General features: G+C 53.6%; 25 protein-coding genes and 2 riboswitches. Of the genes, 13 read left to right on the forward strand and 12 right to left on the reverse strand.

What is annotated here, in order from left to right:
• The 4 genes from PGL01S_RS20460 to PGL01S_RS31295 form a co-directional block, all read right to left on the reverse strand.
• A partial coding sequence (locus PGL01S_RS20460; RefSeq protein WP_164775532.1) for a peptidoglycan-binding domain-containing protein occupies positions 1–546 on the reverse strand: 546 nt, incomplete at its 3' end.
• Between the two features lie 165 nt (positions 547–711).
• On the reverse strand, positions 712–1,530 hold the full coding sequence (locus PGL01S_RS20465) for a GNAT family N-acetyltransferase (protein ID WP_127496430.1): 819 nt from the start codon (positions 1,528–1,530) through the stop codon (positions 712–714).
• A 123-nt stretch (positions 1,531–1,653) separates the two neighbouring features.
• On the reverse strand, positions 1,654–2,172 hold the full coding sequence (locus tag PGL01S_RS20470; protein WP_127496431.1) for a DUF3231 family protein: 519 nt from the start codon (positions 2,170–2,172) through the stop codon (positions 1,654–1,656).
• Positions 2,173–2,174: 2 nt separating this feature from the next.
• Complete coding sequence (locus PGL01S_RS31295; protein WP_127496432.1) at positions 2,175–2,651, reverse strand: WGxxGxxG family protein; 477 nt, start codon at positions 2,649–2,651, stop codon at positions 2,175–2,177.
• Positions 2,652–2,834: 183 nt separating this feature from the next.
• Between PGL01S_RS31295 and PGL01S_RS20480 the strand changes: the two genes are divergently transcribed.
• On the forward strand, positions 2,835–3,539 hold the full coding sequence (locus PGL01S_RS20480) for a glycosyltransferase family A protein (protein ID WP_164775533.1): 705 nt from the start codon (positions 2,835–2,837) through the stop codon (positions 3,537–3,539).
• Between the two features lie 74 nt (positions 3,540–3,613).
• Positions 3,614–3,898, forward strand: coding sequence for an alpha/beta-type small acid-soluble spore protein (locus PGL01S_RS20485; protein WP_127496434.1), 285 nt, complete (start codon positions 3,614–3,616; stop codon positions 3,896–3,898).
• 30 nt (positions 3,899–3,928) lie between these two features.
• Here PGL01S_RS20485 and PGL01S_RS20490 read toward each other — a convergent pair whose 3' ends face one another.
• The 4 genes from PGL01S_RS20490 to PGL01S_RS20505 all read right to left on the reverse strand — a co-directional run bounded on the left by PGL01S_RS20490 (position 3,929) and on the right by PGL01S_RS20505 (position 7,944).
• Positions 3,929–4,351: a DUF1284 domain-containing protein gene (locus PGL01S_RS20490; protein ID WP_127496435.1), complete on the reverse strand. Its 423-nt coding sequence runs from the start codon at positions 4,349–4,351 to the stop codon at positions 3,929–3,931.
• 65 nt (positions 4,352–4,416) lie between these two features.
• A complete protein-coding gene (locus tag PGL01S_RS20495; RefSeq protein ID WP_127496436.1) occupies positions 4,417–4,743 on the reverse strand; it encodes an MGMT family protein in 327 nt (108 codons plus the stop codon).
• Positions 4,744–4,836: 93 nt separating this feature from the next.
• Positions 4,837–6,390, reverse strand: a complete 1,554-nt coding sequence (locus PGL01S_RS20500) for a DHA2 family efflux MFS transporter permease subunit (protein ID WP_127496437.1) — start codon at positions 6,388–6,390, stop codon at positions 4,837–4,839.
• A 159-nt stretch (positions 6,391–6,549) separates the two neighbouring features.
• Positions 6,550–7,944: an aldehyde dehydrogenase gene (locus PGL01S_RS20505; protein ID WP_373864167.1), complete on the reverse strand. Its 1,395-nt coding sequence runs from the start codon at positions 7,942–7,944 to the stop codon at positions 6,550–6,552.
• Between the two features lie 93 nt (positions 7,945–8,037).
• Here PGL01S_RS20505 and PGL01S_RS20510 point away from each other — a divergent pair, with 93 nt between their 5' ends.
• Positions 8,038–8,688, forward strand: coding sequence for a lysoplasmalogenase (locus tag PGL01S_RS20510; protein ID WP_307719642.1), 651 nt, complete (start codon positions 8,038–8,040; stop codon positions 8,686–8,688).
• A gap of 29 nt (positions 8,689–8,717) precedes the next feature.
• Here the strand turns inward: PGL01S_RS20510 and rlmN are convergent, their stop codons facing one another.
• On the reverse strand, positions 8,718–9,788 hold the full coding sequence (gene rlmN / locus PGL01S_RS20515; protein WP_127496439.1) for a dual-specificity RNA methyltransferase RlmN: 1,071 nt from the start codon (positions 9,786–9,788) through the stop codon (positions 8,718–8,720).
• A 346-nt stretch (positions 9,789–10,134) separates the two neighbouring features.
• Positions 10,135–10,330: riboswitch (cyclic di-AMP (ydaO/yuaA leader) on the forward strand.
• A gap of 109 nt (positions 10,331–10,439) precedes the next feature.
• Positions 10,440–10,625: riboswitch (cyclic di-AMP (ydaO/yuaA leader) on the forward strand.
• 121 nt (positions 10,626–10,746) lie between these two features.
• Between rlmN and PGL01S_RS20520 the strand changes: the two genes are divergently transcribed.
• From PGL01S_RS20520 to PGL01S_RS20545, 6 genes are all read left to right on the forward strand, one after another.
• Entirely contained in the window at positions 10,747–11,166 is a 420-nt protein-coding gene (locus PGL01S_RS20520; RefSeq protein WP_127496440.1) for a hypothetical protein, read from the forward strand.
• A gap of 141 nt (positions 11,167–11,307) precedes the next feature.
• Complete coding sequence (kdpF, locus tag PGL01S_RS31620; RefSeq protein WP_201003172.1) at positions 11,308–11,385, forward strand: K(+)-transporting ATPase subunit F; 78 nt, start codon at positions 11,308–11,310, stop codon at positions 11,383–11,385.
• A gap of 27 nt (positions 11,386–11,412) precedes the next feature.
• On the forward strand, positions 11,413–13,092 hold the full coding sequence (gene kdpA / locus PGL01S_RS20530; RefSeq protein WP_127496441.1) for a potassium-transporting ATPase subunit KdpA: 1,680 nt from the start codon (positions 11,413–11,415) through the stop codon (positions 13,090–13,092).
• A 45-nt stretch (positions 13,093–13,137) separates the two neighbouring features.
• Positions 13,138–15,147 carry a potassium-transporting ATPase subunit KdpB gene (kdpB, locus tag PGL01S_RS20535; RefSeq protein ID WP_244935681.1) on the forward strand — a complete coding sequence of 670 codons (2,010 nt, stop codon included), beginning with the start codon at positions 13,138–13,140 and terminating at the stop codon, positions 15,145–15,147.
• Positions 15,148–15,171: 24 nt separating this feature from the next.
• The gene (kdpC, locus tag PGL01S_RS20540; RefSeq protein ID WP_127496443.1) at positions 15,172–15,774 is read left to right on the forward strand and encodes a potassium-transporting ATPase subunit KdpC; all 603 of its coding nucleotides are present in this window, start codon (positions 15,172–15,174) and stop codon (positions 15,772–15,774) included.
• Positions 15,775–15,849: 75 nt separating this feature from the next.
• Positions 15,850–18,177: a histidine kinase gene (locus tag PGL01S_RS20545; RefSeq protein WP_127496444.1), complete on the forward strand. Its 2,328-nt coding sequence runs from the start codon at positions 15,850–15,852 to the stop codon at positions 18,175–18,177.
• Here PGL01S_RS20545 and PGL01S_RS20550 read toward each other — a convergent pair.
• Both PGL01S_RS20550 and PGL01S_RS20555 read right to left on the reverse strand, forming a co-directional pair.
• Positions 18,149–18,838, reverse strand: coding sequence for an NAD-dependent epimerase/dehydratase family protein (locus tag PGL01S_RS20550; RefSeq protein ID WP_127496445.1), 690 nt, complete (start codon positions 18,836–18,838; stop codon positions 18,149–18,151). The genes PGL01S_RS20545 and PGL01S_RS20550 overlap by 29 nt on opposite strands.
• Positions 18,839–18,950: 112 nt before the next feature.
• The gene (locus tag PGL01S_RS20555; protein ID WP_127496446.1) at positions 18,951–20,003 is read right to left on the reverse strand and encodes an NAD(P)/FAD-dependent oxidoreductase; all 1,053 of its coding nucleotides are present in this window, start codon (positions 20,001–20,003) and stop codon (positions 18,951–18,953) included.
• A gap of 225 nt (positions 20,004–20,228) precedes the next feature.
• Here PGL01S_RS20555 and PGL01S_RS20560 point away from each other — a divergent pair, with 225 nt between their 5' ends.
• The 3 genes from PGL01S_RS20560 to PGL01S_RS20570 are packed head-to-tail and all read left to right on the forward strand — an operon-like array spanning position 20,229 to position 23,228.
• Positions 20,229–21,206: an iron-hydroxamate ABC transporter substrate-binding protein gene (locus PGL01S_RS20560; protein WP_127496447.1), complete on the forward strand. Its 978-nt coding sequence runs from the start codon at positions 20,229–20,231 to the stop codon at positions 21,204–21,206.
• Positions 21,207–21,210: 4 nt separating this feature from the next.
• Complete coding sequence (locus tag PGL01S_RS20565) at positions 21,211–22,224, forward strand: FecCD family ABC transporter permease (RefSeq protein ID WP_127496448.1); 1,014 nt, start codon at positions 21,211–21,213, stop codon at positions 22,222–22,224.
• Positions 22,221–23,228, forward strand: coding sequence for a FecCD family ABC transporter permease (locus PGL01S_RS20570; protein ID WP_127496449.1), 1,008 nt, complete (start codon positions 22,221–22,223; stop codon positions 23,226–23,228). Before PGL01S_RS20565 ends, PGL01S_RS20570 begins: the two co-directional genes overlap by 4 nt.
• 48 nt (positions 23,229–23,276) lie before the next feature.
• Here the strand turns inward: PGL01S_RS20570 and PGL01S_RS20575 are convergent, their stop codons facing one another.
• The gene (locus PGL01S_RS20575; RefSeq protein ID WP_127496450.1) at positions 23,277–23,990 is read right to left on the reverse strand and encodes a helix-turn-helix transcriptional regulator; all 714 of its coding nucleotides are present in this window, start codon (positions 23,988–23,990) and stop codon (positions 23,277–23,279) included.
• A gap of 119 nt (positions 23,991–24,109) precedes the next feature.
• On the opposite strand from PGL01S_RS20575, the gene PGL01S_RS20580 reads away from it, so the two are divergent.
• Positions 24,110–25,543, forward strand: coding sequence for an MFS transporter (locus PGL01S_RS20580; RefSeq protein ID WP_127496451.1), 1,434 nt, complete (start codon positions 24,110–24,112; stop codon positions 25,541–25,543).
• The last annotated feature ends 1 nt before the right edge of the window (position 25,544 follow it).

Here is a 25,544-nt window from a genome sequence, read left to right on the forward strand (position 1 = left end):
TGCTCCTGCTCCGCCGCCTGCACCGCCGCCACCGCCTGCTCCTGCGCCGCCGCCTGCACCGCCGCCACCGCCTGCTCCTGCACCGCCGCCTGCTCCTGCTCCGCCGCCAGCTCCTGCGCCACCGCCTGCTCCTGCGCCACCGCCTTGGCCAACGCCAAGACCTCTAGCTTTGCCGACACCTTTGGCGCTTACCTTTTTGCCGTATTTAGCCGTGTTGTACGAGTAAGTAATCGACTGGAATGTTTTTGCATCCACCGAGCCAGTCACCGGGAGGCCATGCGTTTTTTGATAATGCTTGACGCCTCTTACGGTTGTATTGTCATAATAACCGTTGATTTTGCCGGAATAGCTGCCGATTCCCTTAAGCATCCCTTGAATAACGTAGATGTCCGGTCCTTTGGCTCCTTTGCCGACCGCAAGAGTCGTTCCGGCACCGCCAAACATAAGTGCAGCAGACAAAACAACCGCACCCAGGATTTTTCCGGCCTTTTTAGCCTTCCCTTTATTCTCGTCCTCGCGGGAAGACAACATCCAATCCCATTTCATTTGTTACTACACCTTCCTATTCTCATTGAATTGTATTTCCACGCCTTACTATTCCCCAATTCAAAATTTCATACGGCACCTTTCGATATAAAAAATAACGGAAAGCTACCGCGCTGCCCGGTAACAACAGCAAACCCTCTCCGCTTAAGCCGGAGAGGGTTTGCTTTAGGATACGAACTTAACGTCGGCTACCTTGCCGCTTTCTACAAAGCCGATATTCTGATACACCTTATTGGAATCGGGGTTGGTCAAATCCGCATACAGCATGGGGATCCGGTTTTCTTGCACGATCAGGCCGCAGCAGGCGGCAACCGTCGCGCTCGCATACCCCTGCTTGCGCAGCTCCAGCGGCGTATAGACATAATTAATACGGGCATGGCGCGGAGAGCGGTGAGCGATATGCGCCATCGATACCGGCCTTTTATCAACAATCCATATGTATAAATTGCCTGTTGCAATCGTATTTTCCGCCGTTGGCAATTGGCTAGCCGGATGGACCTTGTAACCGTATGCGCTTTCCGCAAAGCCGGCCATGAAATCCGCGATTAGCGGAGCGTCCGAGGAAACGGTCAGCCGCAGTTCTCCCTCTACTTCCGCCGGATACCGGATGTCCGGACAATAATAAGCTTCCATCCCCATTTTGTACTCGGGGCGCACACGGTAGCGTACAGCGTACAGCTCCGCAAACAGCTTGGCATGCCTAGGCTCCGCCGTAATTCCGCGAAGCGAATATCCGGTAAGCTTCACCAGGCCTTTGAAGAGAAGGAGTCTTTGTTCCTCCGTAAGCGCCTCATCCACCCACAGCCAGGCATTATGACCAGGCGAACCGGCAAAAATCACGGAGCCCCCCGCGGCTCTATAGATAACCGAATGGCTCATCTCGCATATCCGGTGCAGCAAATTCATCTTTACCTCGTCTGGAATAAATAAGGGTGATCTTAGAGCATCCATAGCCTGCTCGCCAGGCTGCAATCTCTCCCACATCGCGAATTCTCCTTTCTTATATGGTTCGCGTCCAAAGAAATTCTTCCCAGTCTATATGTATCTGTTGTATTCGTCAATCCTGCAAAAAGCCCTGCTCGCTGAGCAGGGCTTTTTGCTTAATTTTTAGGCATGAACAGGCTCGGGGCGCTTCAGTTGGAGCGGTGGCGGGATCAGCCACCCTTTCTTTTTGGACATCTCCAAAATACGCAAGCCCAAGGCTGCCTTTGTCATGTGGTATTTGCCGAACAGCGCGCCAATATCTTCCCTAATCGAGATACCCATTGCCTGGCTGCAAGCCACAAGACCCGCCGACAGACCGCCGGCAATGCCAAAGGCGATTTCGTTATCCGCAAATCTTGCTCCCGCGGGAATATCTTCAAGCTTTACCTGCGGCCTTTCGGGCATCCCCGGAGCAGGCGTTATCCCGTTATGGGTAAGCAACGCGTCCAACTCAGTCGACTCCAGCCTTGACTGGTCAATAAGGTCCTCCAGGATCTTTTTGAGATCCTTATCGCCGGCATGGCTTAAATAAGCCTGACAGCAGGAAACGGCGCTTTTGGCCACCATAGACGCCTGCCATACGGCATAGATCTCACCGTAGTGCATCGGCTCGTCTTTTGGATTACCACTTAAAATCCCCATGCTTACGTACGCTCGCGATCACGGCTTCTAAGACCGAACAATCCGGCCAAACCAAGCAGACCAAGCCAGCCCCAGTCGTAATCGCGGTCGTTCGTGTTAGCCAAGGTGCGGTAATTGCCGTTTGTTAAGGCGCTTGTTCCCATACCTGTACCTGTAGTGCTTGTCGTGCTGTAGCTGTTCATTCGGTTTGTATTGCCAATGAAGCTGTTCCGGTTCGGATTATAACCGTTATTGGTGCTGTAGTTATTAGTGCCGAAGCCGTTCGTACCGTTCATTGTTCCGTTATAGTTGTTCGTACGGTTGGTTGTCGTGCTGTTGCCATCCGTTCCGTAAGTTCCGTAAGTCGTGGAACCGTAATGCGTGCTGCGGAAGTTGTCCGTTGCGACCTCATCTTTGGCTGACGCGGCAAAGGCTGGGACGGAAGCGGCAGACATAAGAATAGTTGCGGCGCACAGCGTGGAGAACAATTTCTTTTTCATTGGCGAAAACCTCCCTCGGATATTTGGTACATCCATAAGTGTGCTGTGCGGAAGGCGCGGATATTCTGCCAGATTTTTAACTGGAGGGAATGCGGCCTATATCCAAACCATTCCTTCCGAATACAGTAATCTCATATGCAAATGAGAGTTTATAAAATAAGGCTAGGAGGGGACAAGGGCGAGATGACCAAAGCCATTATTGTAGAAATCGAATTTAACAACCGCTCGAACAAGGGCGGTGTTTACAGGATTGGGCTAACCCCTCAATGGATTAAGTACCGGATGTCCATCTTTATGAAATATACGCTTCGAAGCCTGCTCAAGCAGACGAACCAGAGCTTCCATGCTTTTATCCGTTACACGGAGCGGACTAAGGGAATTATCCGTGCTGAGCTTGCGAAATATCCGAAACTGCCGCCGAATATTCGATTCGTAACCGATAAGCAATACGGAGAAAAGCTGCGGAGAACGGTCGGCGCAAGTTCTTCTTTCTACCTCGTTCGCCTTGACTGCGATGATACGTATCACCGCACCATGATTGACCAGCTTCATAAATACAAGCCAAAGCAAGGTACGCGGGCATTGATTAACCAGGCCGGCTACATTTATGACAGCGTGCGGCACCGGATGGCAACGGTTAGCAAATCCTCCCCGCCCTTTTATACGTGGATTTACAATTCCGAGCAATACTTTGGCGGCTTCCGATATAAGACGGACGGGCACGGCGGAGTCATTAAACATAGGCACGAGGTTCTGACCAAGTCAGGCAAACGGAATTACATGGTTGTCGTGCATAAAAAGAACACGTTAAATCAGAGGCTTCTGAACAGGCATACCTTTATTTCCAACAAGGCAAAAGTGGATGCCATTCTAGGCAAGTTTATTTAATGCTTCTCCTTCATAAATGCCGAGGCTGCAGGGAAAGGTAATACCGACAAATTACGATGAGGCGGTGCGGCGAAATGGGAAGACGAAGCAGAAGATTACTTGTTCCTGAAGCAGGGGCGGCCATGCAGACCTTAAAGGCAGACGTGATGCGCCAGGAAGGCTACGCGGTTGACGAGAACAGACCGGATGACGTGAAATACGAAGTAGCTAGCGAAATGGGAATCCGGATGAACCGCAATGGCGAGAACGGGAATATGAAAACCGAGGATGCCGGCCATGTCGGGGGAAAAATCGGCGGTGCCATGATCCGGGAAATGATCCGGATGGCGCAGGAGAAATTAGCAAAGCGGCAGCCTTAAGCTGCCGCTTTATTTTTTGCCTGAATGAGGTTAAGGCAACGGTCTTAGCATTTTGGCCCGCCGGATATGGGCAACCCCTTCCTGACATAAACCGTATGGCTCCCATGGACAATCGTAGCAAAGCCTGTGAATGTCATCCGGTTGAACAACGGCAGCAATGTTCCCGATCAGCTCCTCCCAGCTTAATCGATTGCCGGCCGCCAGCCCAAGCTCGCCTAATATTTCGCTGTCTTTCCGGTATACGCTTGGGTTATGGCAATGGTTCGGCTGGTCGGATGGAAAGGCCGCGCAGATCTTATCCGGGCCTTCGATAATTTCTATGATCGTCTTCGGGTCGTTCCGCAGCGTTTCATAAACGGCTGTCATGTTCGTGCAGAAGCTTTCCGAATATCCCTTGCCGCGGTATCCAAGCAAACAAAACAGATGATGCCCTCTTAACGCGATGCTTTGCATGGGAACTGCTCCTCCCCTTCATATGTTAACCCAATTTTACCACAAAGGTTAACATATGGGGAGAGTTATCTATCGGGAGGAATATCCGGTTCATGCCTGTATTCCTCCAGGTCAATCATTCCGTTAATCCCTATATACACGCCTTCGGCCTCCAGCATATGCCTCTGCAGCATCCGTGATTCGTCTTCCTGGATAGCGATTTCTCCTTTGGCGTTCACCACCCGATGCCAGGGAAGCTGATGGGCGCTGCTCAAGGAATGCAGGATACGCACGACCTGTCTTGCCCCGCGGCTGCTGCCTGCCAATCCCGCGATTTGCCCGTAGGTCATCACTTTCCCTTCCGGGATCCTCTTAATAATATCGACTACTCTCTGCGTATAAGGCTGTAACATAAGCGTTTGTCCTTTCCCCGTATACTCAAAAAGGATCAGTTCCACTAGCGTTGGCTAATGAAACTGACCCTATTCTCGGTTAATTGAATTCCATTATCCCATATGAAGCCCTTCGAGAGCCGCTTCCGGCTTGTCGGCCTGCGCGCTCTCTCCGGAATTTTTCTTGCCTCTGCGCAGCAGAAGCCCCAGCAAGGCTCCGGTTATAGCCACAAACACCATAATGCCGAAGGTGTAGTCAAACGCATCGACCGCCAAGGCGAGGAGCTGCTGCAGCTGCTCCGGACTCGCCTGCGCGGCGCCGCTTCCCGCGGTCTGATTCGTCAGCGCTTCGGGCGGCACGTTCGCTTCAACCATAAGCTTTGCAATCCGCTTCGTCAGAATTGTGACGAGCAGCGCTACCGCCAGCGAGCTGATTACCTGCTGCATCGCGCTCGTAAGCGAAGTAACCCGGCTGACCAGCTCCCGCGGCGTCTTGTTGATCAAATGGGAATTAAGCGGCATCATCATAAGCCCCATTCCCGAACCGGCCATGATAAGCGGCAGCAGCAGATCCTCTCTTCCCGTATGAATGTCGAGATTCGAGTATTGGAAGATTGCTCCGGAAACAAGGCTGAGCCCGATAACCACCAGCCAGCGGACCCCGATCCGGTCGAATAAATACCCGCCGATCGGCATCATGCAGGCTGAAGCCAGCGCTTGCGGGAACAAGGTAAGGCCGGTATCAAAGGCGCCGTAGCCGCGGCCCTGCTGAAGAAACTGAGGCAGCAGGAAAATCGCGCCAAACAGCGAGAACTGGACAATCCACTGCACCACAATGCCGAACGAGAAATCAACCGAGCGGAACACCCGAAGATCCAGCAGCGGATGCTTCGCGCGCAGCTCTACGAAAATAAAGACGATTAACGCGATGCCGCCAACGATAAGGCCGGTGAGCGTTTTGTCCGAGGTCCAGCTTTCGGCGCCCTGGTTAACGCCATAGGATAAAGCGGCGAAAGCGAGCGGCCCCAGAATCATGCCCGGAATATCCAAGCCGGCAAGCTTCTTGGTTGCCAGCTTCGGCAGACTCCATAGCCCAAACAATACGCTGATAATCCCTACCGGCAGATTGATTAAGAAGATCCAGCGCCAGGAATGGTATTCGACCAGCCAGCCGGACAGAATGGGGCCAATCGCCGGCGCCAGAAGGATCGGCACGCCAAGCATGCCCATGACCTGCCCCACCTTATTGGGCGGACTCAGCCGGTAAACGTACGCCATCGCAACCGGCAGCACGAATCCGCCGCCAAGCCCTTGAATAACTCGGAACATAATCAACGTCTGCGGGTCGTTCGGCAGCGCGCATAGGAGCGAGCCAATCGTAAAGAGAATAACCGAAGTCAGAAAAACCGTCTTGGCGCCGAACCGGTCGGACAGCCAGCCTGCAAGCGGAATGACGGCGGCTTGCGCCAACATATACCCCGTTACGGTCCATTGCAGAGTGGGAAGCTGCGTATGGAAATCCTCCACGAGCTTCGATAAAGCTACGTTCATAGCCGTTGTATCGAGAATAACCATAAAACAACCGAGAATAATCGCGACAAGCGGAAGCAGAATGCTTTTCATGCTGAAATCCTGCTCCTGCGGGTTATCCGTTAACCGTTGTTCCATCCGTATAACCTCCTACATGGAATACCCCATTACGCCAAGGTTGAGAAGGACAACGGCAGTCTGTAATGGTAGTGTGCAATCCCATGTTACTGAGCAAAATAGGCGAAGTCAATCGAATTTTTGGTAAAAAATGCATAAAACGTTTTCAGCTTTATTCCGCTATTTCATCAGCCGCCGGATGATCGAAAGTCCGCCCTTGGCCGACGGATAACGGAAGGCGAAATCGAATCGGGTCGTTTGCTTCAGGACGCTTTTCATATGGGAAAAGGTCTTGAAGCTGTATTCGCCATGATAGGCCCCGATACCGCTCTCGCCCACTCCGCCAAACGGCAAATACGGCGTCGCCAGATGCATAAGCGTATCGTTGATGCATCCGCCGCCAAACGGCACCGCTTCGGTCACCCGCTTCTGAATAGCCGCGTTCTCGCTGAACAGGTAGAGAGCAAGCGGCTTCGGACGCGCATTGATCTGATCAATCGCCTCCTGCAGCTCGTCATAGACCAAGACCGGCAGAATCGGACCGAAAATCTCCTCCTGCATGACCGGCATATTCCAGTCCACGCGGGCTAATACGGTAGGCTCGATCCGGAGCGCCATCTCGTCTGCCCCTCCACCCATGACAACCTCCCCTTCGCGAAGGAAACCTGCAAGCCGACGGAAATGCCTCTCCGAAATGATTTTGCCGTAATCCTTATGCTCAAGCGGATTCTGGCCATAGAACTTCGTTACCGACTTGCGGAGCTGCCGCAGGAACTCCTCCAGCACGCTGTGATGCACGAGCGCGTAATCGGGCGCGATGCAGGTCTGCCCGGCGTTAATGAATTTGCCGAAGGCAAGCCGTCTAGCGGCCAGCTTGAGATTGGCGTCATGATGCACGATAGCCGGGCTTTTGCCCCCAAGCTCCAGCGTAACCGGCGTCAAATGCTTGGCTGCCGCCGCCATGACCTGCTTGCCGACGTTAACGCTGCCCGTGAAGAAAATTTTATCGAACGGCAGGTCCAGCAGCTCTTTGCTTACTTCAACTCCGCCTTCCATAACGGCTATGTAAGAAGGGTCAAACGTATCCTGAACAAGCGAAGACATGACCTCCGATACGGCCGGAGACAGCTCCGAGGGCTTCAGGACTGCGGTATTGCCCGCCGCTATAGCCCCGACAAGCGGCGCCATCGCAAGCTGGAACGGATAGTTCCACGGAGCGATAATAAGCGCGGTGCCAAGCGGTTCCGGCACGATATACCCCTTGCTGCCCATGTGGGTGAGCGCCGTTTTGACCTTGGCGGGCTTCATCCACCGCTTCAGCCGCTTCTGCACAAAAGAGATTTCCTTCAGGACAAGTCCAATCTCGAGCATATAAGACTCCTGCTCGCTCCGGTTCAGGTCAAGCCGAAGCGCCTGCATAATCGCATCCTCGCGTTCCGTGACGGCCTGGCGCAGCTTGGCCAGCTGAGCCTGCCGGAATTCGAGACTCCGGGTTGCCCCCGTTCCGTAATAATGCCGCTGCTTCTCCAGCAACGCTTGAGCTGTATTCGTGTTCGAGTTCAAGTTCATATTCATGCGATACCCCGCCTTTTTTCGATATAAATCCGGACTTGCAAAATGAAATTCTATGCTATAGTTAGGAAAAAGGAGCGATGCCGATTGAACAAAATGCTGCCTGCCCTTATTCTGCTTACAGGCTTGCTTTACATTTTTATCATTCCCGCTGAACCGCATGCCGTCAAGCTAATTTTCAAAGCGATTCCGATGCTTCTGATCATCGCTTATGCTTACTTGCAGTCCGCTCCAAACGGTAAGCGGTTTCAATGGATCCTGCTGGCCGGTCTTGTCTTCAGCGTGGTTGGCGATGTTACCCTGGGTAACTTCGTTGTGGGACTGTCCGCCTTTTTGATCGGCCATTTGTTCTATTTAAGCGGATTTTTCGGGCAATGGCGATTTTCCTTCTGGCGGCTCGTCACTATTGTTCCGATCGGCGCGTATGCCGTATATATGGGCTACGAGCTGCTTGATGCGCTTGCGAAATCGGGGGACGACGCTCTGAAAATCCCCGTTCTTGTCTATGTAACGGCTATTTCGCTGATGGGCTGGTCGGCTATGATGTCCGGCAACGCATGGGCGATTGCGGGCGCCCTGCTCTTTATGGCCTCCGACTCCATTCTCGCCTGGAATAAGTTTATTTCGGATATTGCCGGGTCAGACGTGCTCATTATGACCACTTATTATGCCGCCCAATTCTGCATCGCCACCTGCATCGGATACCGGAGCCGCACCGCTCCTAAGCAAAAAGCCATGATCCTCTGATCATGGCTTTGATTATGCCCGCCCGGTTGTCAGCCGGCTTTTTCCTTGTTCATCTGCTTGCTGCGCAGCTGGCCGCAAGCCGCGTCGATGTCGGCGCCATGCTCGAGGCGGACGCTGACGCTGACGTCTTGTTTTTTGAGCGTATCGTAGAAGCCCTTAATGGAATCGTTCTCGCTGCGCTGGTATTGGCTATGCTCGTCAACCGGATTGTAAGGAATCAGGTTCACGTTCACGAGGGAGCGGCGGCGGTCGCCCACCAGCTCCGCAAGCTCAAGCGCATGCTCCGGCTGGTCGTTGACGTCCTTGAGCAAAATATATTCCAGCGTAATGCGGCGGTTCGTCCGCTCCAGATAATAATCGATCGCATCCATCAGCTTCTCGATCGGAATCGCGCGGTTGATCTTCATAATCCGCGTCCGCAGCTCGTTATTAGGGGCATGCAGCGATACGGCGAGGTTAACCCCTTGATCCTTGTCGGCAAACTCCCTGATTTTGTCCGCGAGACCGCTTGTCGATACCGTAATATGGCGCGGTCCGATAGCCAGACCTTTATGATCCTTGACCGTTGTAAGGAAGTCGTTTAGGTGAATAAAGTTATCGAACGGCTCGCCAATGCCCATGACAACGATATGGCTGACCTTCTCGCCTTGGCCTGCTTCGTCAAGATGGAGCTGAATCTTCATAATCTGCTCGACAATCTCGCCGCTTGTCAGATCCCTGCTCTTCTTCAGCAGGCCGCTGGCGCAGAAGCTGCAGCCGATGTTGCAGCCCACCTGCGTGGTTACGCAGACCGACAAGCCGAACTTATGGCGCATCATTACCGTCTCGATCAGGTTGCCGTCATCCAATTTAAGCAGCAGCTTGACGGTACCGTCCTTCGACACCTGCTTCGTATGCTCAACCAGCGTCTGGATCGCAAAGTTCTCCTCCAGCAGCTTCACGCAGTCCGGATGAACATCCGTCATATCCGCAAAGCTCGTAACCCGCTTCCGGTACAAGTATTCCCACACCTGCGTCGCCCGGAATTTTTTATGCCCGCGCTCGCCAAGCCAAGCCGTTAATTGATCTAATGTAAATCCGTATATGGATGGTGTACTCATCGTTTTTCCTCTTTTCGTGAAACGCGGCCAAAACAAAACCGCATACTGCTCCTATTGTCCCAAAATTAGCTGACGAAAACAAGGGGCGAAAAAGTCCAATCGTTCCAGAATACGTCCATTCCTCCCTCTTATCTGGCAGCCCGGATAAACCAATTTAGGCTTGGCATATACCTAAGTTTCATAACGAATTGCAGCATTCGGGAGATATAAGGTCCAAGAAGGAGCATGGTAGAGTTCCCTCCAAATGTAAACGCTCTAACCAAACTCCTTGTCAGAATTAGACAATATGCCGCCTCTACGGTTCATTTACAACTTCGGCCGTCAGGCGTAATATACGATTCAGCAAATGTAACAATCGCTGAGTTTCCGTTAAGGGAAACGGGGGAACCAATCGATAAGCGGCATGGCAACGGTGTGAGAGCCGGCGCGGCATGCTTATCCGGGGTGAATCCGGGAAAAGGCTGCGCGCGGCCGAACCCGGTAGGGCGACTCTCACCGTCCGAATCCGTCAGCTAACCTCGTAAGCGATGAAAATGCAACTGCCCATTAGGCAGGGCATTTTCCAAGTAGAGAGGATGATGTGATCTTGTGACCTTTAAAGGCCGCGGGGATCTTTCCTCTGCGGCTTTTTCTCATGCCATTTTTAATCAACTGTCTTTATCGCTTAATCCCCTTCGCGGGGAACGGGGGAACCAATCGGACAAGCGGCTGTTCCATACAGCCAGCTTGTCCACGGGGTGAATCGCCGAAGCAGCGCGGGACGCGCGGCATCGGCGTAGGGCGACTCTTACGCCCGAATCCGTCAGCTAACTTCGTCAGCGTACCAAGAGAGGCAACGATGATCGTGAATATAGGCGCGGTTTATTTTCTGCTGCGCTTATAAGCCGCGTGAAGAGTCCCTCTTCCGCGGCTTTTTTGTTTGTCGTTGATTCCTCTAACGAAAAGAGGAGCGTAAACCATGGACGATTATATACTCGTCTCCGCACCCAACGTGCAGGGCGAGGATTTCATTAAACAGCTGCTGCGCCGGCATATCCCGTTTGCCGCCATCGTAAACAACAAGACCGAATACGAGCGGATGCTGGAGCTTGGCGTATCCACGATCATCGTCATTAATACAACCGATGAAGCCACCTGGCGTGTTCCGGAGCTCCCCATCGGACGGATCTTTTTATTCGAAAGAAGCTTGAACCTGTGCTGCCGTTATATCCAGATCTGCCGCAGCTGGACATCCAAATCGATCTGCGTCGTTACGGACAGCGCGAATCCCCGTCTGATCTATAAAGGGATGGGCGCCAATTACGTCATTCATTCCAGCCATGCGGATACTTCCTTTTTAATCATAAACGACCTCATGGCGAGCCAAGATAATCGGTAAGGTCGAAAGTTATTCGCCATTCTTTTAGGAGGAATTTGCTATGCAGGATATCTATATGGTGCTGCTTCTGGCAGCGATATTCATACTTTTCGCCGGCTTTATGCAATGGTGCGACCGGGCTATTCAAGAGGAGGATAAGCGATGATCGTCACGTTAGTGCTTGCCCTGTTTCTTTTTCTTTACTTGATTTACGCCTTGATCAATCCGGAGAAATTTTAAAACCTTATCGATCGCTGGGAGGCCACAATGGATATTTTACAGCTCATTATCGTGATTGGCGTGCTCGTACTGCTCGTCAAACCGCTCGGAACCTACGTGTACCACGTGTACTCGGATCAACCGAACCGGACCGACCGTTTATTCGGCGGCATAGAACGGTTCATCTATAAAGTCATCGGGCTGAAATCGCGTGACGGCATGACTTGGAAAAAGTACGCGTTAAGCTTCCTTCTTACGAATATCGTGCTCGTCGCGCTCAGTTATCTGATTCTGCGGCTGCAGGGCAGCCTTCCGGGCAATCCCAACGGCATCGGCGCTATGGAAGAAACGCTGTCGTTCAATACCGTCATCAGCTTTATTACGAATACGAACCTGCAGCATTACAGCGGCGAAACGGGGCTGTCCTATTTCTCGCAGATGGCCGTCATCATGATGATGATGTTCACCTCGGCGGCTACCGGCTTCTCGGTTGCGATTGCTTTTATCCGCGGCTTAACGAGCAGAGGCAGCACAATCGGCAATTTCTTTACCGATTTCGTGAAATCCCACACGCGGATTTTCCTGCCGCTCGCAACGCTTATTACGCTGGTTCTCGTAGCTCTTCACGTGCCGCAGACGCTGCAGCCTAACGTAACGGCCGCAACGCTGGAAGGTGCAACTCAAAGCATCGCCATCGGGCCGGTTGCTTCGCTGGAATCGATCAAGCATCTGGGTACTAACGGAGGCGGCTTTATGGGAGCTAACTCGGCGCATCCTTTCGAGAATCCAAGCCCGCTGACGAACGTGATCGAGATTTTGTCCATGTGGGCGCTGCCTGCTTGTCTTCCTTATGTATACGGCCGTTTCGCCGGCAACCGCAAGCAAGGCTGGGTTGTGTTTGGCGCCATGATGTCGTTGTTCCTGGTATTTCTCGCGACGGTCTACACGGCTGAGCTGCATGGCAACCCGGTACTGAACAACCTTGGCGCAGACGCCTCGCAAGGCAGCATGGAAGGCAAGGAAGTCCGGTTCGGCATTGCCCAGTCCTCCCTCTTTACGGCGGTGACGACGGCGGCTACTACCGGTTCGGTCAACAACATGCATGATACGCTGACTCCGATCGGCGGTCTTGTTCCGCTGGCGGAGATGATGCTGAACGTCGTGTTTGGCGGCAAAGGCGTTGGTCTCGTCAATATGCTGATGTACGCGATTCTTGCCGTCTTTATCGCGGGACTAATGGTCGGTCGGACACCGGAGTTTCTTGGACGGAAAATCGAACCGAAGGAAATGAAGCTGATCGCGATCGCGATTCTCGTCCACCCGTTTATCATATTGGCGCCAACCGCCATTGCTTTCCTGACGGATCTTGGCCAGGGTGCCATTACGAATCCGGGCTTTCACGGCATCTCGCAGGTGCTTTATGAATACACTTCTTCGGCTTCGAATAACGGCTCCGGCTTTGAAGGTCTTGCCGACAATACGCCGTTCTGGAACATGACGACCGGCCTTGTCATGCTGCTTGGACGGTATGTATCGATGATTGCCATGCTGGCTGTTGCCGGATCTCTGGTCCGCAAAAATACCGTACCGGAGACGATCGGCACATTCCGGACGGACAACGTGCTGTTTGGTGGCATTCTTGTAGGAACCGTCGTTATAGTTGGCGCGCTTACGTTCCTGCCTGCCGTTGTACTTGGACCTATTGCAGAGCATTTAACGATTCGCTAACGGATAAGGATGAGGTGAATAACCGTGACCACACAACGTAAATCTATGCTGACCTCGGCGATTATAAGTCGCGCGGTGAAGGACAGCTTTCTGAAATTAAATCCGCTGACCATGATGAGAAATCCCGTCATGTTTGTCGTTGAGGTCGGCACGCTTGTCGTCCTGCTGATGACGATCTTCCCCGGCTATTTCGGAACGGAGGGCCGACTCGGGTTCAATCTGACGGTCTTTCTGATCCTGCTGTTCACCGTCCTGTTCGCTAACTTCGCGGAAGCGCTGGCCGAAGGACGGGGCAAAGCCCAGGCGGATTCGCTCAAGAAGAGCAAAAAGGATATTACGGCAAACAAAGTAACGGGCTCCACAACAAAGCAGGTGTCGTCAACAGAGCTTCGCAAAGGCGACATCGTCATTGTCTCCGAAGGAGAGATGATTCCGGGTGACGGCGAGATTATCGAAGGCCTTGCCTCTGTCGACGAGTCGGCAATCACGGGTGAATCCGCTCCGGTGATCAAGGAAGCCGGCGGCGACTTCAGCTCGGTAACGGGCGGCACCCGAGTTGTCAGCGACCGGATCAAGGTCCGGATTATGAGCGATCCCGGCGAATCGTTTATCGACCGCATGATCTCTCTTGTTGAAGGCGCGAAACGCCAAAAGACGCCTAACGAGCTGGCGCTGAACACGCTGCTTACCAGTCTGACGCTGATCTTCCTGATCGTTGTGGTTACCCTTGCCCCAATCGCCAAATACGTTGGCGTAGAGCTCGATATTCCGGTGCTTATCGCCCTGCTGGTCTGTCTTATCCCGACTACCATCGGCGGTCTGCTGTCGGCAATCGGGATCGCCGGCATGGACCGCGTGACGCAGTTTAACGTGCTGGCCATGTCCGGTAAAGCGGTAGAAGCAGCAGGCGACATTAATACGATGATTCTGGATAAGACCGGTACCATCACGTACGGCAACCGGATGGCCAGCGACTTCCTGCCCGTCAAAGGCGTAACCGTTCAGGAGCTTGGCGAGTGGGCGGCGGTCAGCTCGGCTAAGGACGAAACGCCGGAGGGCCGTTCCGTGCTGGAGCTGATGAAGACCAAACAGCTGAGCTATCAAGCCCAGCTTGCCGAGAATGCGCAGGTCATTGCGTTTACGGCCGAGACCCGGATGAGCGGTCTGGATCTTCCGGACGGACGCAAAGTACGCAAAGGCGCCGTCGATGCCGTGAAGAGATGGGTAGCTTCCCAAGGCGGCACCGTGCCTTCCGATCTCGACGCTACCGGCGAAGGAGTTGCCGTGCTTGGCGGTACGCCGCTCGCCGTTGCGGTTGATAACCGCATCTATGGAATTATTTATTTGAAAGATACCGTGAAGCCTGGCATGCAGGAGAGATTCGAGCAGCTTCGCCGCATGGGGATCAAGACCATTATGTGTACCGGCGACAACCCGCTGACAGCCGCAACGATTGCCCGCGAAGCCGGGGTTGACGATTTTGTGGCGGAGAGCAAGCCGGAGGATAAAATCGCGCTGATCCGCCGCGAGCAGGCGGCAGGCAGTCTTGTTGCGATGACGGGCGACGGGACAAACGACGCTCCGGCGCTTGCCCAGGCCGACGTTGGCCTTGCCATGAACAGCGGTACGGTTGCCGCGAAGGAAGCGGCCAATATGATCGACCTGGATTCCGACCCGTCCAAAATTATCGAGGTGGTTGCAATCGGCAAGCAGCTCCTGATGACGCGCGGCGCGCTGACGACCTTTAGCATCGCGAACGATATCGCGAAATATTTCGCCATTATTCCGGCCATGTTTATGATCGCGATCCCTCAGATGGACGCCTTGAACATTATGAAGCTTGGCTCGCCTTCTTCGGCGATTCTGTCCGCGCTTATCTTTAACGCGATCATCATTCCGCTGCTCATTCCGCTCGCTATGCGCGGGGTGCAGTACAAACCGATGAGCGCGTCGAAGCTGCTAAGCAAAAACCTGCTGATCTACGGACTGGGCGGCGTCCTGGCCCCGTTTGTCGGCATTAAGCTGATCGACCTGCTTGTTCATGTATGGATCTAACCGATCTGAAAGGATGAGATAATCATGACGAACTCCACATCTTCATCGGGATCAAACGGCTCTCTCTTTATGATTGCCCTAAGAGCCAGTATCGCGTTTATTCTGCTATGCGGCATTATTTACCCGCTCGTGTCAACGGGCCTTGCCCAGCTGCTCTTTCCCCATCAGGCGAACGGCAGCCTGATCAAGGATTCGAACGGCCGGATTATCGGCTCCTCCTTGATCGGGCAAAGCTTCACCGACCCTGCTTATTTCCAAGGACGGGTATCCAGCATCGACTATAAAGCGGAAGCATCCGGCTCCAACAACTACGCGCCTTCGAATCCCGACATGCTTCAGCGGACCAAAGATTCGATTGCCGCCTGGCAGGCTGCCAATCCCGACGTCCCGGTCAGCCAGCTTCCCCTTGCGCTGATTACCAACTCCGGCTCGGGTCTTGATCCGCATATTACGCCGGCATCGGCCGAAGTCCAAATCCCCCGCATCAGCAAGCTGACCGGTCTATCGGCGGACACGCTGAAAGAGCTGGTGAAAAAGCATACCGACGGACGGGATCTTGGCGTCTTTGGCGATCCCCGCGTGAATGTGCTGGAGCTGAACATCGAATTAAGCCAGCTCCGCAAGTAAGGTTAAGCCCCGCCTGCCCGCAAATGGCGCAGACGGGGCTTTCCCGAGGTTTACGGAGAGGAGGAATGAGCGAGCATGAACGACAGCTATCGCCGCAAAACACCCGAAGAGCTTCTGAAGGCCATAACGAAGCTGCATCACGGACGGCTCAAAATTTATATCGGTGCCGTCAGCGGGGCCGGCAAAACGTATCATATGCTGCGAGAAGGCCAGCAGCTTCGGAAGCAAGGCATCGACGTAGTCACCTGCGCCGTCTCCACGATGCAGCGGCCGGAGACGATGGAGCAGCTTGCCGAGCTGGAACGAATCCCGAGCATTCATTGGCAAAAGGACGGGATAGAGCGCAAAGATCTTGATATGAAGGCTATTAAAGCGCGCAATCCCGAGGTTGTGCTCGTGGACGGCCTTGCTCACCGAAACCGGCCGGACAGTCCCCTTCCCACCCGCCTCGACGATATTCGTCACTTGCTGGAATGCGGCATCAGCGTGATTACAACGCTTAACGTGTACGAGCTGAACGGCGTATCGGACCTGGCCTTTCAGCTGACCGGCATCGAGGCCGAGCATACCGTTCCCGACGATATTCTGGAGCTGGCCGATGAAGTCCGATTAATCGACGTATCGCCGGAAACGATTCTAACCCGCTTGAATGAGGGGCATTTGCGCAACGCAAGCTCCCCTCATTTGCTGCTTAGGGGCAATCTCGGCAAGCTGAGAGAGTTAGCGCTGCGGCTGATGGCGGAGGATGTAAACGATTCGCTTGAAGATCACCGGAGACAGCAAGGACTGGTAGGTCCGTCCGGCGCCGCCGAGCGGATCCTGGTTGCCGCCCAATATCACTGGAACGGCTCGATCCATATCCGGAGGGGCCAGCAGGTTGCCAGAAGGCTGAACGGGGAGCTCCTTGTCGTATCCTTCGTCAAAGCGGAGAAAGCAATGACGAAGGAAGCAGCTGCGTTCAAGCGGTCCATTATCAAGCTTACCCAGAAGATTGGAGCAGGCTTTGAAGAGCTTGCCGTTCCCCATCTGCACCGGCGCCATCTGTCCGAGCAGATGGCGCGATACGCGATGGATCACGGCGTGACCCGCATCGTGCTCGGCCATTCAAAGCATACGCCGCTGCAGGAGCTGCTACACGGTTCGGTTGTTAACGGCATTTTGCGCTATGCGCGCCATATCGACGTCTTTTTCGTTGCGGACCGCACCGGAGCGGAAGGCGAGCGTATCCTGCCGGCCAGACATCGAACTACGCCGGAGCCCGTTTATAAAAGACTCAGCCCCACCCAGCAACAGCAAACCACGGAGCGGCTCAAGAGGGGCACCTTCAAGGTCTATATCGGGGCCGCGCCAGGCGTCGGCAAAACCTACACGATGCTGAGGGAAGGAAATGTCCTTCTCCGCAAAGGCATTGATGTTGTCATTGGGCTCCTCGAGACGCATGGACGCAAGGAAACCTTGGAGCAGATCGGCGATCTTGAGATGATCCCTAAAGCCACTATCCCTTACAAAGGAACGCAGCTTGCGGAAATGGATGTTCCCGCAATTCTGGAGCGTTTCCCGGAGGTTGTGCTTATTGACGAGCTGGCCCATACGAATGTGCCGGGAAGCGAGTACAAGAAGCGGTTCGAAGATGTCCTTGCCATTCTGGATGCCGGCATTTCGGTTATTTCAACCGTAAACGTCCAGCATCTCGAGAGCTTAAATGATGCGGTTGAGCAAATTACAGGCGTTAGGGTAAGAGAGACAATCCCGGACCGTATGCTTCGGCTGGCGGATGAGGTTGAGCTGATTGACGTATCGCCCAAAGCGCTGCAGGAGCGGATGCGGCAGGGAAAGATCTATCCGATGAACAAGGTCGAGGAGTCGCTTGGCGCGTTTTTTCAATTGGGCAATCTGATTGCCCTTCGGGAGCTGGCTTTACGCGAAATCGCCGATGACGTGGATGAACGGCTGGAGTCGTGGGAGAGAACGGGCGCGTTGCGCGGTCCCTGGCGGAGACAGGAGGTTATTTTCGTAGCCATAACCGATCTTGCCCAGGGTGAGCGGCTGATCCGCAGGGGCTTCCGCATCGCCTACCGGCTAAAAGCGGAATGGCATGTCATGGCCGTGGATAACGGCCAAGCGGATCGTGCCGCGACAGAACGCCGCTTGGAGGAGCTGCGGCAATTAACGGAGCAGCTTGGAGGTGCGTTTATCCGAAAAGAGATGAAGCAGACGCGCGATATTCCGGCTTTTCTGCTTACCCATGCCAACGCGCGAAAATCCACGCAGCTAATCGTTGCCCAGGAGAAAAAGGGCTGGCTTGCGCGGCTGTTCCGGCCATCCATTATGAAGAAGCTGCTGCAGGGCGGCCGGAACATGGACGTGATGGTGGTCAGCTGCCTTCCTTCGCAAGAGCAATAATATCCTTCGGATCAAGAATATGGCGGTCGTAATCGGTATATGAGGTCTGAATCATGGCGAGGCCCACCTGACGCAGCGTAATGAGATGGTTAGGGAAGAGCGGCCTTAGAATCGGGTACAGCCAGGTTAACGCTTTTGCCCACTTCGGAACCCTTACCTGTCCTTTGCTTGGGTGCATATAGCCCGGACGGAACATAAAGGCCCGGCGGAACGGCAGCTGCAGCAGGTGATTCTCGGTTCTTCCCTTCACTCTCGCCCACATGCTTTTGCCCTGCTCCGTACTGTCCGTCCCGCCGCCCGTTACGTAACAGAACACCATATCCGGGTTCAGGCTGGAGAGCAGACGTGCGACATGCATCGTGAGATCGTAGGTCACACGGGTATAGTCGGCCTCCGACATGCCGATGGAGGAGACGCCAAGGCAGAAATAGCAGGCATTGTAGCCTTTTAGCTCGTCTTGGATCGGGGTCAAATCATGAAAGTCCTTATGGATGATTTCCTTCAGCTTCGGGTGCGCAACGCCGCAAGGTCGCCGGGTAATGACAAGTACCTGCTCAACATCGGGGTGAAGCAGGCACTCCATCAGAACGCCTTCTCCCACCATGCCCGTCGCTCCGGTCACAATCGCTTTAATTTTTGGTTTCGCCGGCTTCTCTTCCATCTCTCGCATCTCTCCCTTATTTGCAATCACTACAACCATTATGGCATAGGCAATAAACAGGTACAAAAAAAAGGACGGAGCAGCTATCGGGCTGCTCCGTCCTTGCCTTGTATTAGACCATCATTTGCTTCACAAGCTCGCGGTTCCGTTCTTTGAATAATTCATTATGGGATGAGACCATTCCGTACTTATTGGCTTCCGGTTGAATGTAGGATTTCGCTCTGTTTACCGCATTCGCCGCATCCTGGAAACAGCCTGCAATAAGATGCAGCTTGCCGTCATGCATCAGGATATCCCCTGCCGCAAACATACCCTGTACGGAGGTTTCGCCGCTTGGATTGCCCTTCACATACCAATTGTCGACCATCTCGATATTCAGCTTGCTGTTCTCGAGCAGCGAGGAATCCCGGTCGTAACCGTGATTAATGACCACCTCGTCAATCGACAGACGGGATACTTCGCCGGACTTGCTGTTCGTCAGTTCCACGTGTTCAACAAGCTCATCGCCGGAATTTGCCAGCAGCTTCGTAATTTCGGTATGGAACAAGCATTCGACTTTCGGGCTGTTCAGCAGCGTCGTTACATTCGCTTCATGCCCGGACAAGGCCTCTTTGCGATAGGTAATATAGATCTTCTTCGCGAATGGCAGGAGCTCCATCGCCCAGTCCACGGCCGAATTGCCGCCGCCGGAGATCACGACGTTCTTGTCTTTGAATCTCTTCAATGACTTAACGGTATAGTGAAGGTTGGTTACCTCAAACTTCTCCGCGCCTTCAATTGCAAGCTTGGTCGGATTCAGAATGCCGCCGCCAACCGCAACGATAACGGTCTTCGAATAATGGATGCGTCCCGATGAGCCATGGAGCTCAAAGATATTGTCTTCGTTCTTGGTAATGGATTCGACCTTCTCATTCAGGACAACCTCAGGATCGAAGGTCAGCCCCTGTTTCACCAGTTGCTCGATCAGCTGCGCGCCTGGCGTTGGCGTTAAGCCTCCAATGTCCCAGATCATTTTCTCCGGATACACATGAACCTTGCCGCCCAGAAACGGCTGGAATTCGATCAGCTTTGTCTTCAATTCTCTAAGACCGCTATAAAAAGTCGAGTAAAGCCCCGCAGGACCGCCCCCGATTACCGTTACGTCATACAACTCTTCTTGCGTCATGAACGTTCCTCCTCGGAAAAGCACCGTCGTAATTGATTATCATTATCAACAGTATAAAGCTTTTGAGAATAATTTTCAATAAGCGGTTGACAATTGAGCGGAATCCCTATAATTTAGTAAATGGCGCTAATAGTGATAATCATTATCATTAAATGAGTGTTACATTGAGTATATCGCTTTTGTTGCTTATGTATTCCATTCCAATATAAAGGAGTTCACACACCCATGAAAAAAGCACTTATCTCCCTCATGATGCTCTTCGTTATTATTCTGAGCGCATGCGGCAACAACAACTCTGGTAATAATGCCGGATCAGGGAACACGGCGGCAACAAACAACGCCGGGGCGGCAAACGCGTCTCCGTCGGCCGACGCGACGACTGAAGCAACAGGCACGATTACGTTCCAATCGGAGAGCGGTCCTATGGAAGTGCCTGCTAATCCGAAGCGTATTGTCGATCTTTCTTCTTATACCGGCAGCTTGATTTCCCTCGGTCTCACTCCTATCGGCGTTACCTCCTGGGCGAAAGACAATCCCAACTTTGCCGAGCAGCTAAAGGATGTAACGGAAGTATCCGAAGATGATGTCGAGAAAATTCTCGAGCTTGAGCCTGATCTGATCATTGGCACGGAAACGACAAAAAATGTGGATAAACTGAAGGAAATCGCGCCAACCGTTATTTTCACCTACAATAAAGTCGATTACCTGCAGCAGCATATCGAAGTCGGCAAAGCCGTTAACAAGGAAAAAGAAGCAACGGCTTGGGTAGAAGACTTCAAAGCACGCGCCACCCAAATCGGCAAAGACATTAAAGCGAAAATCGGTGAAGATTCCACGGTTACCGTCATCGAGAACTACGACAAGGAATTGTATATGTTCGGAGATGCCTGGGGACGCGGCACCGAAATTCTGTACCAGGCGATGGGCCTGAAGATGCCTGAGAAAGTAAAAGAAATGACCTCGAAAGACGGCTGGTATGCTTTGTCCCTGGAGGTTCTTCCCGAATACGCAGGCGACTACATCGTCTTCAGCCAAAGCAAAGACACGGCGGGCTCCATTACGGAAACCGAAACGTACAAGAACATTCCGGCTGTGAAAAACAATCATGTTATCACGGCGGACGCTAGAGGCTTCTACTTCAACGATGCCTATACGCTTAATTATCAGCTGAACTTCTTCAAAGAGCAGTTCCTGGGGAACTAAGCCGATGACGCAGGAAACGAGACGACCCATTCCTTTTGCGTTTAAACTTTTTGCAGGGATCGTTTTCTTTGTTGCAATCTTCTTCTTGGCCATGGTGTTCGGCGCTGCCGACACCACGGTCCATGATACATGGCTGGCGCTGACGTCACCTCACGATACTAGTGAAAAGGTGACGCTTTTGCGCGAAATCAGACTGCCTCGCGAGATTGCAGCAATCTTTGTCGGTGCGGCGCTAGCCGTATCCGGCGCCATTATGCAAGGCGTGACCCGGAATGCTTTAGCCGACCCGGGGCTTCTCGGCTTATCGGCCGGAGCGAATGCCGCTCTTGCAGCAACGGTTGCGCTGTTCCCTCAAATCAATTATTTCGGCATTATGATTGCCTGCTTTATCGGCGCAGCCCTTGGCTCCATCCTTGTTATCGGAATCGGCGCGGCGAAGCGAGGCGGCTTCTCCCCTATTCGGATCGTACTGGCGGGAGCGGCTGTTTCCACGTTTCTGTACGCCGTTGCCGAAGGCATCGGCCTCACCTTCAAGGTGTCTAAGGATGTCAATATGTGGACCTCCGGCGGTCTGATCGGAACGTCCTGGGGGCAGCTTCAGACGATTGTTCCGGTCATCGTAGCCGGCATTCTTATAGCCATTGCCATGTCGAAGCAGCTTACCATCCTTAGTCTTAGCGAAGACGTAGCGACCAGCCTTGGGCAAAAAACCGGTCTGATCAAAGGTATCCTGTTCACCGTTACGATTCTGCTCGCTGGCGCTTCCGTTGCGCTTGTCGGCAACCTGGCTTTCCTCGGCCTGATGATTCCGCATATCGTGCGGGCTATTGTCGGACAGGATTATCGTTATTCCATTCCGATGTCCGTTTTTGCGGGTGCTTCCTTTATGCTCCTCGCGGATTTGATCGGCCGGACCATCAATGCGCCGTACGAAACACCGGTGGCGGCCGTTATTGCGGTTGTGGGCCTGCCTTTCTTCCTCATCATCGTTAGAAGAGGAGGCAAAGCGCTGAAATGATTTTATCGCACATGGTTCGAAAACAACGCATTATTCTCGGGGTCCTGCTTCTGCTTATCGTGGCGACCGTCATTGTAAGCCTTAGTCTCGGATACTCCACCTTAACCTTTAAAAGGCTGCTTCCGGTACTTTTGGGGGATGGCACGAAAAAAGAAAACTTTATTCTGTTCGACATACGGATGCCGCGCGTCATCATTACTTTGCTCGCCGGCATGGCGCTTGCCTTGTCCGGCTCCATTCTGCAAGGGGTATCCCGCAACGACCTGGCCGATCCCGGCATTGTTGGCATCAACTCGGGGGCTGGCGTTGCCATCACGGTCTTCTTCCTGTTCTTCCCGACGGAGGCCGGTCCCTTCGTGTATGCCCTGCCGGTTGTCGCCTTTATCGGCGGTCTGGCAACCGCGGTCCTTATAGCTCTTTTCTCTTGGAAAAAGCATGTCGGCATCCAGCCGGTCAGCATGGTGCTGACGGGCATCGGCTTCCAAATGGCGCTTAGCGGCGTCATGATCGTGCTCATCTCCTCGGCTGACCGCCAGAAGGTGGATTTTATCGCCAAGTGGATCGCAGGCGGCATTTGGGGAACGGATTGGGTCTTTATTAATGCCATGTGGCCATGGCTCGCCATCTTTATTCCGTTTACGCTCTACAAGGCAAACCGCCTTAACATTCTGGCGTTAAACGAACCCGTCGCGGTTGGGGTTGGCATCTCGCTGACCAGAGAGCGCCTTGTGCTGCTCTTCTCTGCGGTTGCGCTTGCGGCCTCCGCCGTATCCGTCACGGGCGGGATCGCCTTCATCGGCCTGCTTGCTCCGCATATCGCGAAGGCCCTGGTAGGTCCGCGAAATCAATTGTTTATTCCGATCTCCATTTTGTTTGGCGGCTGGCTGCTTGTTCTGGCCGATACGATTGGCCGTCAAATCGACATCGCGGGCGGATTGCCTGCCGGTATCGTGGTATCGCTGATCGGTGCGCCGTATTTTCTGTTCCTGCTGCTCAAGAAATGATTATAAAACTAACAAAAGGCTGCCCATGGGCAGCCTTTTGCAGCCTCCTCAGTTGTTCGTGATGATCCTCGCCTCGTAACGAATCACCCACTCTTTCCAGAAAGCCTGCAGGTCAAAGCTCTCGGGCCGCTCGAACCTCTCTCCGGTAACCGTCAGATCCTGTATGCGGGATAACCGGTAAGCTTGCATCCCCTGATTGCTTTCCCCAACGAGAAACCAGATACCGGCTTTGGCTACAAGGCCGTAAGGCTTAACGGCTGGGCTTTTTTCCGCGCCGTCACGGCTCCGGTAGCTAATCTTCACTGCGTAATGCTGCATAATCGACTCTTGAACCGCGGCAAAATGCGGCAAGGCCTTCTCTTCCTGCTGCCAGGAATCCGGGTCGATATGAATGCGTTGCCGGATCCAGACGGCATCCTCGCGGCTTTGCTCCGGCAGCGCCTGCATCAGCTTGAGCAGCGCGGAACGAAGGGCGGAGCCAATTCCGAGCTGATCCAACGATCCCTCCGCCGCATACAAGAACAAGGCCTGAATTTCCGGCGTCGTTAAGCCGTCAATCGGGCTTTTGTAATTAGGCGGAAGCGAGAATCCGCCACCGGCACCGGGATCCGCGTAGACTGGAACGCCAGACAAACTGAGCGCATCCATGTCGCGGTAAATCGTACGCTCCGATACCTCCAGACGCTCGGCCAGCTCCGCGGCGGTCTTCTTCCCCTCCAGCTGAAGCAGCATCAATATGGATATCAGCCGGTCAGCCCTCATGTCCAGCTCTCCTTCCGATAGTTAATCTTGCTCTTATTATTAATCACTGACAATAGATGTCAAGGTTGATGTTGTACACTAGCAGCATAATCCACCCTAAGAACGGAGCTCTGATTCCTATGCTACGGGCACCAATACGGTTACAGATACAGAAGTGGAATAATTGGCTTGGTCACCATCCCACTTTAAGAAGATTACAGCTTATTGCCCTGCTCCGCAGTATTGGACAAGGCTTTGCGGCGGTCGAGACAAGCTTATATTTGAGGGATCTCGGCTGGAGCGGAGCTTCGATCGGAGGATTGTTCGCGGCAGCCGGTCTATTCCGTACCCTCATCGTAACCTTTACCGCGGAAATTAACGCCCTTCTTGGTCCAAAAAAATATTTGCTGCTGTATGAGGGCTTAACGGGAGCAGCAGCCTTAATGGTTATCCTATCAAGCCGTACGGTGCCGCTATGCCTGGCCGTCATCGCTGCCGGCTTTGGCATGGGCCACAGCGGATCAGGAGGCCCGGCGGCCCCCATAGAAAGGCGATGGCTTGGCGCCTTCTCCCGCAAGCTGACCATCCTCTTCGGCAAGCATGCGCTGCTCGGCTATGCGGGGATGGGACTTGGAGCATTTATCGCCTGTCTGACTCCCCTGCTCCAGATCCGGCTGCCGAATCAGGAAGCCTATCGGCTGCTATTTATCGTCCCCGCTATATGTGCCTTTGCCGGCGGCGCGCTCATCCTCACCATTCAAGGCGGAGCAAGGCGCCGATCGGCTATGGGCGAGGAATCCCGCCTTGCGGCTTCCGCATCGGCAGCGCCGCCTCCTTCGGTCAAATCGGCCATAAGCAGACGTATGTCCTTACTGCTGGCTGCAGGAGTCATTATGCTGGGCTTCCTCACTCTCGTTGCTAGGGGAAGCGCCAGCTTTCCGCTGCTCTCGGCATTAATGCCCGTATTGCTCTTCCTGCTGCTTATTGCCCTAGCCATGATTCGGGTATCCGGCAGCTCGCCGGAAGAGATGGCCGGCATGATGAACATGGTACAGACGGTCGCGGTTACGCTGACCAGCACCATGAGTGCTTATTGGTTTTCCGAACGGTTTCGGGTATCCGCCACTGAGGTTGGATTGGTCATTGCTCTGTCTTATCTGCTAGCCGGGGCCTTGTCCTATGTCCTGATTCATGCGTCAGAACGAATGGGGCCAATCAAGCCGGTAGTCAGCCTGCAGCTGGCCGGCGCGGCATGCGTGCTTTTGCTGCCGCTCGCGCCTTCTTTTATTACAGCCGCGAGCCTCTATGCGCTATGCAGCATGTTCAATCTTGGCACGCGTGGCACCCGATACGCCGTTATGATGGACGAACAGCCAATAAGGAAGCAGCGCTCCCCGTCCTCGCGTTTAGCGTCTTTTCTTATCCGGCTTGGCGCCATTCTGTGGCCCGGTGCCTTTGGCCGCATGATGGATGAAGGCGAGCATATGCTTCCTTTCTTCCTGGCAGCTACCGTTCAGCTATTCTCCACCTGGCGATTCAGCAAAAAAGAACAAACAAAGGCCCCCTTATCCTAAG

Origin of the sequence: Paenibacillus glycanilyticus NBRC 16618 (genome assembly GCF_004000805.1) — a bacterium.
GTDB classification, from domain to species: domain Bacteria; phylum Bacillota; class Bacilli; order Paenibacillales; family Paenibacillaceae; genus Pristimantibacillus; species Pristimantibacillus glycanilyticus.

Excerpts from the sequence above, each read along its gene's own strand:
- PGL01S_RS20580 (WP_127496451.1), top strand. The coding sequence starts at position 24,110 with ATGCTACGGGCACCAATACGGTTACAGATACAGAAGTGGAATAATTGG.
- PGL01S_RS20465 (WP_127496430.1), bottom strand. The coding sequence starts at position 1,530 with ATGTGGGAGAGATTGCAGCCTGGCGAGCAGGCTATGGATGCTCTAAGA.
- PGL01S_RS20490 (WP_127496435.1), bottom strand. The coding sequence starts at position 4,351 with ATGCAAAGCATCGCGTTAAGAGGGCATCATCTGTTTTGTTTGCTTGGA.
- PGL01S_RS20575 (WP_127496450.1), bottom strand. The coding sequence starts at position 23,990 with ATGAGGGCTGACCGGCTGATATCCATATTGATGCTGCTTCAGCTGGAG.
- PGL01S_RS20565 (WP_127496448.1), top strand. The coding sequence starts at position 21,211 with ATGACGCAGGAAACGAGACGACCCATTCCTTTTGCGTTTAAACTTTTT.
- PGL01S_RS20560 (WP_127496447.1), top strand. The coding sequence starts at position 20,229 with ATGAAAAAAGCACTTATCTCCCTCATGATGCTCTTCGTTATTATTCTG.
- PGL01S_RS20555 (WP_127496446.1), bottom strand. The coding sequence starts at position 20,003 with ATGACGCAAGAAGAGTTGTATGACGTAACGGTAATCGGGGGCGGTCCT.
- PGL01S_RS20545 (WP_127496444.1), top strand. The coding sequence starts at position 15,850 with ATGAACGACAGCTATCGCCGCAAAACACCCGAAGAGCTTCTGAAGGCC.
- kdpC (WP_127496443.1), top strand. The coding sequence starts at position 15,172 with ATGACGAACTCCACATCTTCATCGGGATCAAACGGCTCTCTCTTTATG.
- PGL01S_RS20495 (WP_127496436.1), bottom strand. The coding sequence starts at position 4,743 with ATGTTACAGCCTTATACGCAGAGAGTAGTCGATATTATTAAGAGGATC.
- PGL01S_RS20470 (WP_127496431.1), bottom strand. The coding sequence starts at position 2,172 with ATGGGGATTTTAAGTGGTAATCCAAAAGACGAGCCGATGCACTACGGT.
- kdpA (WP_127496441.1), top strand. The coding sequence starts at position 11,413 with ATGGATATTTTACAGCTCATTATCGTGATTGGCGTGCTCGTACTGCTC.
- PGL01S_RS20510 (WP_307719642.1), top strand. The coding sequence starts at position 8,038 with ATGCTGCCTGCCCTTATTCTGCTTACAGGCTTGCTTTACATTTTTATC.
- PGL01S_RS31295 (WP_127496432.1), bottom strand. The coding sequence starts at position 2,651 with ATGAAAAAGAAATTGTTCTCCACGCTGTGCGCCGCAACTATTCTTATG.
- kdpF (WP_201003172.1), top strand. The coding sequence starts at position 11,308 with ATGATCGTCACGTTAGTGCTTGCCCTGTTTCTTTTTCTTTACTTGATT.
- PGL01S_RS20480 (WP_164775533.1), top strand. The coding sequence starts at position 2,835 with ATGACCAAAGCCATTATTGTAGAAATCGAATTTAACAACCGCTCGAAC.
- PGL01S_RS20485 (WP_127496434.1), top strand. The coding sequence starts at position 3,614 with ATGGGAAGACGAAGCAGAAGATTACTTGTTCCTGAAGCAGGGGCGGCC.
- PGL01S_RS20550 (WP_127496445.1), bottom strand. The coding sequence starts at position 18,838 with ATGGAAGAGAAGCCGGCGAAACCAAAAATTAAAGCGATTGTGACCGGA.
- PGL01S_RS20520 (WP_127496440.1), top strand. The coding sequence starts at position 10,747 with ATGGACGATTATATACTCGTCTCCGCACCCAACGTGCAGGGCGAGGAT.
- kdpB (WP_244935681.1), top strand. The coding sequence starts at position 13,138 with ATGCTGACCTCGGCGATTATAAGTCGCGCGGTGAAGGACAGCTTTCTG.
- PGL01S_RS20570 (WP_127496449.1), top strand. The coding sequence starts at position 22,221 with ATGATTTTATCGCACATGGTTCGAAAACAACGCATTATTCTCGGGGTC.
- PGL01S_RS20505 (WP_373864167.1), bottom strand. The coding sequence starts at position 7,944 with ATGAATATGAACTTGAACTCGAACACGAATACAGCTCAAGCGTTGCTG.
- PGL01S_RS20500 (WP_127496437.1), bottom strand. The coding sequence starts at position 6,390 with ATGGAACAACGGTTAACGGATAACCCGCAGGAGCAGGATTTCAGCATG.
- rlmN (WP_127496439.1), bottom strand. The coding sequence starts at position 9,788 with ATGAGTACACCATCCATATACGGATTTACATTAGATCAATTAACGGCT.